The sequence below is a fragment of the Burkholderia sp. Ac-20384 genome (assembly GCF_017104605.1).
Classification (GTDB): Bacteria; Pseudomonadota; Gammaproteobacteria; order Burkholderiales; family Burkholderiaceae; genus Burkholderia; species Burkholderia lata.
Window position 1 is genome coordinate 1 of record NZ_JAAGPE010000248.1, and the last position, 13,654, is coordinate 13,654.

Consider the following 13,654-nt stretch of genomic DNA (forward strand, 5'->3'; position numbering starts at 1 on the left):
TCGCTCACCTTCATCGCCGCGAAGCCCGGCCTCTACACCGGCGAGGGCCGCGATCTCGCCGGCGAGATCGACGTCGCATCGCTCGACGTCGCGCCACCCGCCGCGCCGGCCATCGTGCTGAACGCGCCCGCCCGATTCGCCGCCGCCCTGCCCGCGCGCGCATTCGCGTCCCACACGGGCACGTTCGGCCGCCTCGCTGTGCTCGTCGGCGACACGGGCACGTGCGGCGCGCCGATCCTGGCTGCCCGCGCCGCGCTGTTCACCGGTGCCGGCAAGGTGCACGTCGGCTTCCTCGGCGCCGGCGCACCGCCGTACGACCCACCGTTCCCCGAACTGATGCTGCATCCGGCCGACGGCCTCGATCTCGACGCGATGACCGCCATCGCGGCCGGCTGCGGGCTTGGCACGCGCGAAGCCGCGGCGACGCTCGTGCGCGACGTGCTCGCGCACGATGCCGCGACGCTGCTCGATGCCGATGCGCTGAACCTCGTCGCGACACATGCCGATCTCGCGACCGCCGTCGCCACGCGCGGTACGCGCGGCAATCCGTGCGTGCTGACGCCGCATCCGCTCGAAGCCGCCCGGCTGCTCGGCAGCGACACGCCGACGATCCAGCGCGACCGCGTCGCGGCCGCGCATGCGCTCGCGGCACGTTATGCGGCGAATGTCGTGCTGAAAGGCTCGGGCACGGTGATTGCGGCGCCCGACGGCCGCGTGACGATCAATCCGACCGGCAATGCGGCGCTCGCCACCGGCGGCACCGGCGATGTGCTCGGCGGCCTGATCGGCGCATTGCTCGCGCAGCACGTCGCACCGTACGAAGCGGCGCTCGCGGGCGTCTACCTGCACGGCCTCGCGGCCGACACGCTGACCGCACACGGCACCGGCCCGGCCGGACTCACGGCCGGCGAACTCGCGCCGATGGTACGCACGCTGATCAATCGCCTTTTTTATGCGTCGCCGCGCGCCGACACGTAACGCCGCTATACTGACTGCCCCGCCGCACGGCGGGCCCTCTCGTCCGCCGGCCTTCCGATCCCGATGAGCCGGCGCGGCATTCCTCCCGATTCACGCTTCACTCGAACCGCCATGACGCTGAATTCGCTCCCCGCCTGGACTGCCCTTCAATCCCACTTCGAGCAAATCCGCCACGCTCGCCTGCGCGACTGGTTCGCGCCGGAAAACGACCACACGCCGACGCGTGCCGAACGCTTCACGATTCCGGGCGGCGGTCTCGCGGCCGATTTCTCGAAGAACCGCATCAACGACGACACGCTGCGCCTGCTCGTACAGCTCGCGCGCGACGCGGGCGTCGAAGCCCGCCGCGACGCGATGTTCGCGGGCGAGATCGTCAACCCGACCGAAGGCCGGGCCGCGCTGCACACCGCGCTGCGCGCGACCGATCCGCAAGCGCCGTTCCACGCACAGATCAGCGCCGAGCGCGCGAAGATGGCGACCTTCGCGCGCGCCGTGCGCAGCGGCACGTGGACGGGCTACACCGGCAAGCGCATCCGCCACGTGATCAATATCGGCATCGGCGGCTCCGACCTCGGGCCGAAGATGGTCGTGCATGCGCTGCACCACGTCGCGACGCCCGAAATCACCACGCACTTCGTGTCGAACGTCGACGGCGCCGATCTCGCGCGCGTGCTCGAACAGGTCAATCCCGAGGAAACGCTCGCGATCATCGTGTCGAAGACCTTCACGACGCTCGAGACGATGACGAACGCACGCTCGCTGCGCGACTGGTTCGTCGCGCGCGGCTGCCCCGAGGACGCGCTCGCGAAGCACTTCGTCGGCGTGTCGGCGAATCCGGCCGAAGTCGTGAAGTTCGGCATCGCCGCGGACAACGTGTTCGAAATGTGGGACTGGGTTGGCGGCCGCTATTCGCTGTGGTCGGCAGTCGGCCTGTCGATCATGATCGCGATCGGCCCCGAGCAGTTCGACGAGCTGCTGGCCGGCGCGAACGACATGGATCGTCATTTCCGTGAAGCGCCGCTCGAGCGCAACCTGCCTGTGCTGCTCGGCCTGATCGGCATCTGGTACCGGAATTTCTTCGGTTCGCAGAGCTATCTCGTCGCGCCGTATTCGGAAGCGCTGCACTACCTGCCGTCGTACCTGCAGCAGCTCGAAATGGAGAGCAACGGCAAATCCGCGCGCCTGGACGGCACCTTCGTCGACTACCCGACGTCGGCCGTCACGTGGGGCGAGCCGGGCACCAACGGCCAGCATGCGTTCTTCCAGATGCTGCACCAGGGGCCGACGATCGTGCCGATCGACTTCATCGCGGTGCTGACGCCCGAGCATCCGCTCGCGAGCCATCATCCGAAGCTGCTGGCGAACTGCTTTGCGCAGAGCGAGGCACTGATGCTCGGCCGCACGCTCGACGAAGCACGCAAGGTCGCAGGTCCGGGCAAGGAAGCGCTCGCGCCGCACCTGACGTTCCCGGGCAACCGCCCGACGACGACGCTGCTCGTCGATGCGCTGACGCCGCGCACGCTCGGCGCGCTGATCGCGCTGTACGAACACAAGGTGCTCGTGCAGGCAACGGTGTGGGACATCAATCCGTTCGACCAGTGGGGCGTCGAGCTCGGCAAGATTCTCGGCAAGGTGGTGGAAGCCGACCTGTCGGCCGAGTCGGTCGATTCGACGAAGCACGACTCGTCGACCACTGCGCTGATCGAGCGCGCCCGCGCAGCGTTGAAGCGCTGACGCAACGGCGTCATGCCGATGCCGGCCGCGCAGCCCTGCCTGCGCGGCCGGCCGCTAAATTCAGGTGCCGCGCTGCTCCGCATGCGGCTCGACGATGCGTCCCGCGTCGATCGTCACAGTCGTCGCGCAGCGGCGCGCGAGTTCGACATCGTGCGTGACGAGCACGAGCGTGGCACCATGCGTGCGGTTCAGCTCGAACATCAGGTCGATGACCGCATGGCCCGTAGCCGCATCGAGGCTGCCGGTCGGCTCGTCGGCGAACAGGATCGCCGGGCGCGTGACGAATGCGCGCGCAAGCGCGACACGCTGCTGCTCGCCCCCGGACAACAGCTTCGGATAGTGCGCGGTGCGCTCGCCGAGACCGACCTGCACGAGCAACGCCCGGGCACGATCGGCTGCTTCACGCGCGCTGATGCCGCCCTGCAGCTCGAGCGGCAACATCACGTTCTCGAGCGCCGTGAGGTGCGGCATCAACTGGAACGACTGGAACACGAACCCGACTGCGCCGTTGCGCAGCGCCGCGCGCGCATCCTCGTCGAGCTGGTCGAGCGCGCGACCGAGCAGGCGAACCGTGCCGCTCGTCGCGCTGTCCAACCCTGCAAGCAGGCCGAGCAGCGTCGATTTACCCGACCCCGACGCGCCGACGATCGCGAGGCTGCTGCCTGGCTGCACGGCGAGCGTGATGCCGTCGAGGATCGTCAGCTCGCCCGTTGCATCGGCGACCCGCTTGCACACGTCATGGACTTCGATGATCGGATCGGTAATCTTGAACATGGACACGACATTTCGCTGGAAAAGACGCGCGGCGTTCGCCGCGCTGCTGGGCACCCTGCTGGCCGCCACCGTACCGGCACGCGCTGCGACGACGCCGGCCGCGACATCGGGCCAGCCCGTGATCGTCGTGCTCGGCGACAGCCTGTCGGCCGAATACGGGTTGCCGCGCGACACCGGCTGGGTGGCATTGCTGCGGCAGCGACTCACGACCGAGCGAATCGATTATAGCGTCGCGAACGCCAGCGTCAGCGGCGACACCACGAGCGGCGGCCGAGCGCGGCTGCCCGCGGTGCTGCAGCGGCTCAAGCCGTCGATCATCGTCGTCGAGCTCGGTTCGAACGATGCGCTGCGCGGCGTGCCGCTCGCCACGACCGAACAGAACCTGCGCGACATCATCGCCGGCGCACGACAGGCGCGGGCGAAGGTCGTGCTGGTCGGCATGTACGTGCCACCCAATTACGGCCCCGACTACACGCAGGAGTTCCACGCCGTCTATACGCGGCTGTCGAAGGATCTCGGCGTGCCGCTCGTGCCGTTCCTGCTGGCCGGCATCGAGAACAAGCCGGAGTTGTTCCAGGCCGACCAGATGCATCCCGCGCAGCAGGCGCAGGGCATTCTGCTCGACAACGTCTGGCCGGCGCTGAAACCGCTGCTCGGCAAGCCGCGCGGCTGACGCCACCGCCCCGACCGGAAAACAAAAGCCCCGCATGAAGCGGGGCTTTTTTGTTGCGTGCGAAACGACGCTCAGTTGTCGCCGTCCTGCGACTGGCCGGCCGTCGAGCCGTACAGCTTCACCTTCGAGCGATCGCGCAGCGCGGCGAGATACGCTTCGCCTTCGCTTTGCGCGTCGACCTGCGCCATCTGCTGCTGCGCGGCCGCCAGTTGCTGCGGATCGACCGCCGAACCCGGGATCACCGCGTTGACACGGTAGATCGCGTAGCCGTCCGCGCCGAGATCGACACCGACGTACGCGGGCAGCGTCTTCGCGTCGACCTTGTACACGGCGCTCAGCGCAGCCGGCGTCAGGCCCTGCGACTGCGTGCGCGAGACCTTCTGCGCGGCAGCGAACCCGTCGGCCGACTTCGACTTCTGCAGCTCGGCGAGCTTCGCCGCGCCGTCCTTCTTCGCGAGTTCAGCAGCCTGCTCGGCGACGACCTTCTGGCGCACGACGTCCTTGATCGCGTCGAGCGCGGGCACGGCAGCCGGCTTGTAGTCGGTCACGCGCGCCGAGATCAGCGTGTTGTTGCCGATGTCGATCGCCTGCGTGTTGTTCTGGCTCTTCACCGAGTCGTTGGCGAACACGGCGGCCAGGAACTTCGGATTGTTCAGCGGGCTCGTCGGCGGCAGCTGCGGATTCGGCGTCGGCGTGACGGTGGCCGTCTGGATCGTCAGCTTGTACTTGTCCGCGGCCGGCTGCAGCGTCTTCGCCTTTTCGTAGACGGTGGACGTGAAGCCTTCCGCGTTGTCCGTGAACGCCTTCGATGCGTACTGCTGCTTCAGTTCCGCGGCGATCTGGTCCTTCACGTCAGCGAACGGCTTGACGGCCGCCGGCTTCACTTCCGTTGCCTTCAGGATGTGGAAGCCCAGATCCGACTGCACGACACCGCTCACGTCACCCTGCTTGAGCGCGAACGCGGCATCGTCGAACGCCTTGCCGCCCGCCGTCGAGCCGCGCGTGATGAAGCCGAGGTCGCCGCCCTTCGCCGCCGACGGTGCGTCCTGCGAGCTCTTCTGCGCGACCTGCGCGAACTGGTCAGGATGCGCCTTCACGTCGGCAAGCAGTTGCTCGGCCTTCGTCTTCGCTGCCGTCTTGTCGGCCGCGCTTGCGCTGCCCGGCGCAGCGATGAAGATGTGGCTCACGCGAACCTGCGCTTCGGTGCGGAAGTGCGTCGGGTTGTCGTCGTAGAATTTCTTGATGTCCGCATCGGTCGGCTGCGCGCTCGCGGCCGCTGCGGCCGGCGAATAGACGAGGTACTGGATCGTCGCGGTCTCCGGCGTCGCGAAGCTCTGCTTGTGCGCGTCATAGTACGCGGCGAGCTGTGCATCGGTCGGCTGGACCTTCGCTGCGAAGTCGCTTGTCTTCAGCACGAGCGCCTGCACTTCGCGCTGCTGCGCGGCGAGTTCGGACAGGCGTTGCGCGAGGCTCTTCGGCGTGAATGCGCTCGACACGATGCTGGCCGGAATCTGTTGCAGCGAGAGGCTGTAGCGCACGCGTTCCTGATACTGCTCGGGCGTCATCCCCTGGAACGACAGCAGCTGCGCGTAGCGCTCGACGTCGATCGAACCGTCGGGCTTCTTCAGCGACGCGATCATCGGGTCGCTCATCAGCGCGTCGCGCACGGCGTTGTCGGATGCGGTCAGGTGCAGACGTTGGGTCTCGTCGGCCAGCACGCGTTGCTGGATCAGGCCGTCGAGCACTTGCTTGCGGTGCTCGGGCGTATCGAACATCTTGATGTCGAACTGCCCGCCGAGCGCCTGACGCGCCTGGTCGATCTGCTGGCGGAACGCGCCGTCGAATTCGACCCGCGTGATCTTGTGCCCGTTGACTGCCGCGACGTTCGCGCTATCGTCGAAGAAGCCGCGGAAGCCTTGGATCCCGACGAAACCCAGCCCCGGCAACACGATCAGGAGCAGGAGCGCCATCATCAGGCGCTGGTGATTACGGAAGAAATCGAGCATGCGTGACGGGAAAATTGGACAAAACGACCGATATTACAACATACGGGGTGGGACGGGAGAAAAGCAGACGTGCTGCGGGCGAGTACGACGCGGCAAGCAGGCGCAGAAAACAAAAATGCCCGCATTGCGCAGGCATTTTTGCGTGAGCGGCGGAGCGAACGGAAGCCGCCTGCATCCTGGCGGTCACATCCCCCACTCCGCGGTTGCGTGCCCGATAGCGCGTCAGTCGGAAACGAAAATAAAAAAGCCCGCACAAGGCGGGCTTCTTCATTTCTTGGCGGAACGGACGGGACTCGCCTACATCCCGCAGGCCGCGGCTGCGCTTGCAAGCGCAGCCCTTCGAGTCCCGCCGGAAGCCGCGCAGGCGGCTTCCTCCACTCCGCAGTCACGCGCCCGCAGGCGGGCGCAACGAACGATACAAATGAAAAAGCCCGCACAAGGCGGGCTTTTTCATTTTCTGGCGGAGCGGACGGGACTCGAACCCGCGACCCCCGGCGTGACAGGCCGGTATTCTAACCGACTGAACTACCGCTCCTTGGTCTGGCTGAATCGTGAAACTGGTGGGTGCTGAGGGGTTCGAACCCCCGACCTACGCCTTGTAAGGGCGCCGCTCTACCAGCTGAGCTAAGCACCCGTTTCCGATTCGTTCTGGCTGCGATCTGCGTTTCGGCATCAACAACCAGCGAGCCCGCAAGTTTAATTCATCCCCGATCATTTTGCAAAGCCCTGACGTGAATTTTTTAAACACTCGCGCGCACGATTTCAAGGCGCATAAAAAAACCCGCGGCCATGCCGCGGGTTTCGTGAACAACCGTCAGGAAGGACGGTGTTCCGATGCTTAGTGCTTGACGAATTCCGTCGAGCCGGCATCCTTCGCCGCATCGGCGACCGGTGCCGCCGCCTTCGCCTCTTCTTCCGGCGGCAGCGGGGTCGGCGAACGCTCGAGCGCGAGTTCCAGCACCTTGTCGATCCAGCGGACCGGCACGATCTCGATCGCGTTCTTCACGTTGTCCGGAATCTCGGCGAGATCCTTCACGTTCTCTTCCGGGATCAGCACGAGCTTGATGCCACCGCGATGCGCTGCGAGCAGCTTCTCCTTCAGGCCGCCGATCGGCAGGACTTCACCACGCAGCGTGATTTCGCCCGTCATCGCGACATCGGCACGCACGGGGATACCCGTCAGCACCGATACCAGCGCGGTCGTCATCGCACCGCCGGCGGACGGACCGTCCTTCGGCGTCGCGCCTTCCGGCACGTGGATGTGGATGTCCTGCTTCTCGAACGCTTCGTCCTTGATGCCGAGACGACGCGAACGCGAGCGCACGACCGAACGTGCCGCCTCGACCGACTCCTTCATCACGTCGCCGAGCGAACCCGTACGAATCACGTTGCCCTTGCCCGGCATCACCGCGGCTTCGATCGTCAGCAGATCGCCACCGACTTCCGTCCACGCGAGGCCCGTCACCTGACCGACCTGGTTTTCCTTCGCCGCGAGGCCGAAGTCGTACTTGCGCACGCCGAGGAACGTATCGAGGTTTTCGCCGTCGACCTTGATCGCGCCCGATGCCTTCTTCAGCAGCAGCATCTTCACGACCTTGCGGCAGATCTTCGACACTTCCCGCTCGAGCGAACGCACACCGGCTTCGCGCGTGTAGTAGCGGATGATGTCGCGGATCGCCTGCTCGGTGACCTCGATCTCGCCTTCCTTCAGCCCGTTGTTCTTCTTCTGCTTCGGCAGCAGGTAACGCTGGGCGATGCTGACCTTCTCGTCTTCCGTGTAACCCGACAGACGGATCACTTCCATCCGGTCGAGCAGCGGCGGCGGGATGTTCAGCGAGTTCGACGTCGCGACGAACATCACGTCCGACAGGTCGAAGTCGACTTCGATGTAGTGGTCGGCGAACGTGTGGTTCTGTTCCGGATCGAGCACTTCGAGCAGCGCCGACGACGGATCGCCGCGGAAATCCATGCCCATCTTGTCGACTTCGTCGAGCAGGAAGAGCGGATTGCGCACGCCGACCTTCGTCAGGCTCTGCAGGATCTTGCCCGGCATCGAACCGATGTACGTACGGCGGTGGCCACGGATCTCGGCTTCGTCACGCACGCCGCCGAGCGCCATCCGGACGAACTTGCGGTTCGTCGCACGGGCGATCGACTGGCCGAGCGAGGTCTTGCCGACGCCCGGAGGCCCGACGAGGCACAGGATCGGTGCCTTGACCTTGTCGACGCGCTGCTGGACCGCGAGATACTCGAGGATCCGTTCCTTCACCTTCTCGAGGCCGAAGTGATCCTCGTCGAGCACCTGCTCGGCGTTCGACAGGTCGTTGTTGACCTTGCTCTTCTTGCGCCACGGCAAGCCGATCAGCGTGTCGATGTAGTTGCGCACGACGGTGGCTTCCGCCGACATCGGCGACATCAGCTTCAGCTTCTTCAGCTCGGCGTCGGCCTTCTTCTTCGCTTCCTTCGGCATGCGCGCGGCGTTGATGCGCTTCTCGAGTTCCTCGAGATCGGCACCCTCTTCGCCTTCGCCCAGTTCCTTCTGGATCGCCTTGACCTGTTCGTTCAGGTAGTACTCGCGCTGGCTCTTTTCCATCTGGCGCTTCACGCGCCCGCGGATGCGCTTTTCGACCTGCAGGATGTCGATCTCGGCTTCGAGCTGCGCGAGCAGGTGCTCGAGGCGCTCGATGACCGGGAACATCTCGAGGATGTGCTGCTTCTGGTCGAGTTTCAGCGGCAGGCGCTCGGCGATCATGTCGGCGAGGCGGCCTGCTTCGTCGATCCCCGACAGCGACGTGAGGATCTCCGGCGGGATCTTCTTGTTCAGCTTCACGTACTGGTCGAACTGCGACACGATCGCACGGCGCAGCGCTTCCGTTTCAGCGCTGTCGGCGTGATCGGGCTCGAGCGGCATCACTTCGCAGGAGAATTGCGTTTCCTGCTCTTCGATCGACAACGCCTTCGCGCGCTGCAGGCCCTCGACGAGCACCTTCACGGTGCCGTCCGGCAGCTTCAGCATCTGCAGGATGTTGGCGATACAACCGACCTCGTACATGTCCTTTTCGGTCGGTTCGTCCTTGGCCGCGGTTTTCTGGGCGACGAGCATGATGTGCTTGCCGCCTTCCATCGCTGCTTCGAGGGCCTTGATCGATTTCGGCCGGCCCACGAAGAGCGGAATCACCATGTGCGGGAAAACGACGACATCCCGCAGCGGCAGCAGCGGGAGCGTGATGCGTTCCGGCGGGAGAAGTTGGGTGCCTGACATTTCATTTCCCCATGAGTGGAATCAATTGTTCGGTAATTGAGGCCGCCACAACGAATTGCAAGCCTTCAAGTGCGGGAAATATTCGGTAAGAAAGTAACCACCGCGTGTCGAGTCAGAGTTACCCACAAGATAAACGAAAAAAAGCCGCCCACGGTCTCATGAACGGCCTTTTTCGCAGAACATCGTCGGCAAGCCGGTCAGTTCGAACCCGCCACCTTCGGCGTGTCCTCGTAGATCAGCAAAGGCTTGCCGTCTCCATCGATGACGTTCTCGTCGATGATGACTTTGCTGACCCCTTTCATCGTCGGCAGCTCGTACATCACGTCGAGCAACGCCTGTTCGATGATCGAACGCAAACCGCGCGCGCCGGTCTTGCGGCGGATCGCCTTGCGGGCGACTGCCTGCAGTGCGCCCGGCCGGATTTCCAGCTCGACGCGCTCCATCGCGAACAGCTTGTGATACTGCTTGACGAGCGCGTTCTTCGGCTCGACCAGGATCTTCATCAGCGCGGCTTCATCGAGCTTGCCGAGCGTCGCGACCACCGGCAGGCGGCCGATCAATTCGGGGATCAGACCGAATTTGATCAGGTCTTCCGGTTCCGTTTCGCGCAGCACTTCGCCCGCGTCGCGTTCCTGCTTGCTCTTGACCGTCGCGCCGAAGCCGATACCGGTTTTCTCGGTACGATCGGTGATCACCTTCTCGAGGCCATCGAATGCACCGCCGCAGATGAACAGGATGTTGGTCGTGTCGACCTGGATGAAATCCTGGTTCGGATGCTTGCGGCCACCCTGCGGCGGCACCGACGCCATCGTGCCCTCGACGAGCTTCAGCAGTGCCTGCTGGACACCCTCGCCCGACACGTCGCGCGTGATCGACGGGTTGTCCGACTTGCGGCTGATCTTGTCGATTTCGTCGATGTAGACGATCCCGCGCTGGGCCTTGTCGACCTCGTAGTTGCAGTTCTGCAACAGCTTCTGGATGATGTTCTCGACGTCCTCGCCGACGTAGCCGGCTTCGGTCAGCGTCGTCGCATCGGCGATTACGAACGGCACGTTGAGCAACCGCGCGAGCGTCTGCGCGAGCAGCGTCTTGCCGGAGCCCGTCGGGCCGATCAGCAGGATGTTGCTCTTCGACAGCTCGACGTCGTCCTTCTTGTCGAGATGCTTGAGGCGCTTGTAGTGGTTGTACACAGCCACCGCGAGGATCTTCTTCGCGCGCTCCTGGCCGATCACGTACTGATCGAGGATGTCGCGAATTTCCTGCGGGCTCGGGAGATCCGACCGGGACAGGCTGGCCTCGACGCCGGCGGCAGCCGCCTCGTCGCGAATGATTTCGTTGCAGAGGTCGATGCACTCATCGCAGATGAACACCGACGGGCCCGCGATGAGTTTTTTCACCTCATGCTGGCTCTTCCCGCAAAACGAGCAATACAACAGCTTCTCGCTGTTCGAACCTTTTTTGTCCGCCATGAATGTAGAGCCTCCGGACAGGTAAATGACATGATACGCCGAATGCTCCGAGCGCCGCGCCTAGGGCGCGACCGGAGCCGGCTGGATGCGCTTGCCGCAGATGCTCAAGGCGTTCGGGACGTCGCAGGGGCGCCGCACGAATCGGGGCGGCACCCCACTTAAGCTCACGGACGCTTCAACAGCACCTGATCGATCAGCCCGTACGCCTTCGCATCCTCGCTCGACATGAAGTTATCACGGTCGGTGTCGCGCGCGATGCGCTCGACGTCCTGGCCCGTGTGCTGCGCGAGCAACTGGTTCAGCCGCTCCTTCAGGTAGAGGATTTCGCGTGCCTGGATCTCGATGTCGGATGCCTGGCCGCGCGCGCCGCCGAGCGGCTGGTGAATCATCACGCGCGAGTTCGGCAGCGCGAAACGCTTGCCCTTCGCACCCGACGCAAGCAGGAACGCACCCATGCTGGCCGCGAGGCCCATGCACAGCGTCGACACGTCCGGCTTGATGAACTGCATCGTGTCGTAGATCGCCATGCCGGCCGACACCGACCCGCCCGGGCTGTTGATGTACAGGCTGATGTCCTTGTCGGGATTCTCGCTCTCGAGGAACAGCAGCTGCGCAACCACGAGGTTGGCGGTCTGGTCGTTCACTTCGCCGACCATGAACACCAGGCGCTCCTTCAGGAGGCGCGAGTAGATATCGTACGAACGCTCGCCGCGGCCGCTCGTTTCGACGACGATCGGCACCAGCCCCAGCGCTTGCGCCTCGAAACCCTGCGGCGCGTTCGAAGCAAGCATGTCCAGCAATTCAGCGCGAGTGATCATTCAATGAACCTTGTTCGAATGGAAAATTGAACGGAAGGAAGCCGCCCGCTCAATCGCCATATTAATGGCAACCGTGCGCTTGACGTAAAAACGGCGTGCGGGCCGTCGCTCCGACAGCCGGCACGCCGCTAGAGCAACACTTACGCTTGCGCCGATGCGCTCGCGAGTGCTTCGAAGCTCACTTCCTTGTCCGTCACCTTCGCCTTGCCCAGCACGAAATCGACGACGTTGCTTTCAACGACGAACGCTTCCATCTCGGCGAGGCGCTGCTGGTTCGAATAATACCAGCGGACCACTTCCTTCGGGTCTTCGTAGCTCTTCGCGAACTCGTCGACTTCCGCGCGGATCTGTTCCGGCTTCGCTTCGAGGCCGTTCGACTTCACCAGCTCGGCCAGCACGAGGCCCAGCTTCACGCGGCGTTCTGCCTGCTCGGTGAACATCTCGGCCGGGATCGGTGCGTCCTTCGCGTTCGGCACGCCGCGCTGCGCCAGGTCCTGGCGAGCCATTTCGACGAGGCGTTGCTGATCCTGCTCGATCAGCGCCTTCGGCACGTCGAGTTCGGAGATCTTCAGCAGCGCGTCCATCACCTGGTTCTTGACGATCGACTGCGTGCGGCGCTTCGCTTCACGCTCGAGGTTGTCCTTGATCTCGCCGCGCATCTTCGTGAGATCGCCGTCTTCGATGCCGAGCGACTTCGCGAATTCACCGTCGATTTCCGGCAGGTGCGGCCACTCGATCTTCTTCATCGTGACCGTGAATTGTGCCGTCTTGCCCGCGACGTCCTTGCCGTGGTAATCCTCCGGGAACGCCAGGTCGAACGTGCGCGATTCACCGACCTTCAGGCCCAGTGCCGCGGTTTCGAATTCCGGCAGCATGCGGCCTTCGCCGAGCACGAACGGGAAATCTTCGGCCGTGCCGCCCTGGAACGCGACGTCGTCGATCTTGCCGACGAAGTCGACCGTCACGCGGTCGCCGTTCTTGGCTGCCGTGTCCGCACCGCCGTCGCCGTGTTCGCCGGCTTCGCCGCGTGCGTGGAAGTGCACGCGCTGCTTGCGCAGGATGTCCAGCGTACGGTCGATTTCGGCGTCGCCGATCGACGTCGTCGAGCGCTCGACTTCAGCCGTCGCCAGATCGCCGATCTTGACTTCCGGGTAGACCTCGAACGTCGCGTCGAACGCGTATGCACCTTCAGCCTGCTCCTGCTTCGGCTCGAAGCTCGGCTGGCCGGCAACGCGCAGGTTTTCCGCGCGGCTGATCGTGAAGAATTCCTGGCCGATCTTGTCGCTCAGCACTTCTGCTTCGACCTGACCCGCGTACTGTTGCGCGACCATCTTCACCGGCACCTTGCCCGGGCGGAAACCCGGCATGCGCACGGTCTTCGCGAGTTTCTGGATACGGGCGTCGATTTCCTTCTGCACGGTGTCTTTCGGCAGGGAAATCGTCACGCGGCGTTCAAGCTTGCCGAGGTTCTCAACAACGTTAGCCATGGCTTCAATCGTCCTAAAATTATTCGAGCGAATCGGGTTTTCCTTGCCGTGCCTGCCTGCGGCGTGATGTGCGTCACATCCACTCGCCGCGCCGGAGCGCCACGCCATCCCTGCACGCGCCGGATGGCTAGCGCAAGCGGCTCGGAGCACGGCTTTGGCCGGAAGAATCGACTATTCTAGCAAACAATTTTCATCACACCGCCAGATCGGCGCGACGCGCACGCGTCTGCACCGCCTCGACAGCCCTCTGCACGGCAATGCACGCGGATCGTCGCTATGCCGAACGCCGTATCCACCACGGGCCCGCCATCCTGTAAGCTCCGATTGAGGGTAGGCCGCCGTCGCGACCCCAATATTCTTCACACCAATCACGCCTTCCGGAGACACCATGCCGCAACACCCGTCCGCGCCTGTCGTCGTCATCGCGCCCGATTCGTTCAAAGGCTCGCTTTC

10 protein-coding genes and 2 tRNA genes are annotated in these 13,654 nt (G+C 64.6%); 4 read left to right on the top strand and 8 right to left on the bottom strand.

What is annotated here, in order from left to right; all coding sequences use genetic code 11:
- Positions 1-978: NAD(P)H-hydrate dehydratase (locus tag G3O00_RS31755; RefSeq protein WP_206145355.1), on the top strand; the 978-nt coding region annotated here is incomplete at its 5' end.
- Positions 979-1,089: 111 nt separating this feature from the next.
- Complete coding sequence (gene pgi, locus G3O00_RS31760; RefSeq protein WP_206145356.1) at positions 1,090-2,712, top strand: glucose-6-phosphate isomerase; 1,623 nt, start codon at positions 1,090-1,092, stop codon at positions 2,710-2,712.
- 60 nt (positions 2,713-2,772) lie between these two features.
- Here pgi and G3O00_RS31765 read toward each other — a convergent pair whose 3' ends face one another.
- Positions 2,773-3,486: an ABC transporter ATP-binding protein gene (locus G3O00_RS31765; protein ID WP_089456377.1), complete on the bottom strand. Its 714-nt coding sequence runs from the start codon at positions 3,484-3,486 to the stop codon at positions 2,773-2,775.
- On the opposite strand from G3O00_RS31765, the gene G3O00_RS31770 reads away from it, so the two are divergent.
- Complete coding sequence (locus G3O00_RS31770; RefSeq protein WP_206145357.1) at positions 3,485-4,159, top strand: arylesterase; 675 nt, start codon at positions 3,485-3,487, stop codon at positions 4,157-4,159. The two genes, G3O00_RS31765 and G3O00_RS31770, sit on opposite strands and share 2 nt — an antisense overlap.
- Before the next feature lie 71 nt (positions 4,160-4,230).
- Here G3O00_RS31770 and G3O00_RS31775 read toward each other — a convergent pair whose 3' ends face one another.
- From G3O00_RS31775 to tig, 7 genes are all read right to left on the bottom strand, one after another.
- Positions 4,231-6,165, bottom strand: a complete 1,935-nt coding sequence (locus G3O00_RS31775; protein ID WP_206145358.1) for a SurA N-terminal domain-containing protein — start codon at positions 6,163-6,165, stop codon at positions 4,231-4,233.
- Between the two features lie 458 nt (positions 6,166-6,623).
- Positions 6,624-6,700: transfer RNA gene (locus G3O00_RS31780), tRNA-Asp, on the bottom strand.
- A 23-nt stretch (positions 6,701-6,723) separates the two neighbouring features.
- Positions 6,724-6,799 (bottom strand) — tRNA-Val (locus tag G3O00_RS31785).
- Positions 6,800-7,003: 204 nt separating this feature from the next.
- Complete coding sequence (gene lon / locus G3O00_RS31790; protein ID WP_011352361.1) at positions 7,004-9,427, bottom strand: endopeptidase La; 2,424 nt, start codon at positions 9,425-9,427, stop codon at positions 7,004-7,006.
- A 197-nt stretch (positions 9,428-9,624) separates the two neighbouring features.
- On the bottom strand, positions 9,625-10,896 hold the full coding sequence (gene clpX / locus G3O00_RS31795; RefSeq protein ID WP_006489345.1) for an ATP-dependent Clp protease ATP-binding subunit ClpX: 1,272 nt from the start codon (positions 10,894-10,896) through the stop codon (positions 9,625-9,627).
- 164 nt (positions 10,897-11,060) lie between these two features.
- Complete coding sequence (gene clpP / locus G3O00_RS31800; protein WP_010092137.1) at positions 11,061-11,714, bottom strand: ATP-dependent Clp endopeptidase proteolytic subunit ClpP; 654 nt, start codon at positions 11,712-11,714, stop codon at positions 11,061-11,063.
- Between the two features lie 140 nt (positions 11,715-11,854).
- A complete protein-coding gene (gene tig / locus G3O00_RS31805) occupies positions 11,855-13,201 on the bottom strand; it encodes a trigger factor (protein ID WP_011352362.1) in 1,347 nt (448 codons plus the stop codon).
- Between the two features lie 388 nt (positions 13,202-13,589).
- Here tig and G3O00_RS43560 point away from each other — a divergent pair.
- Positions 13,590-13,654, top strand: a 65-nt coding sequence (locus G3O00_RS43560) for a glycerate kinase (RefSeq protein ID WP_241025428.1), incomplete at its 3' end; no start/stop codon positions are given.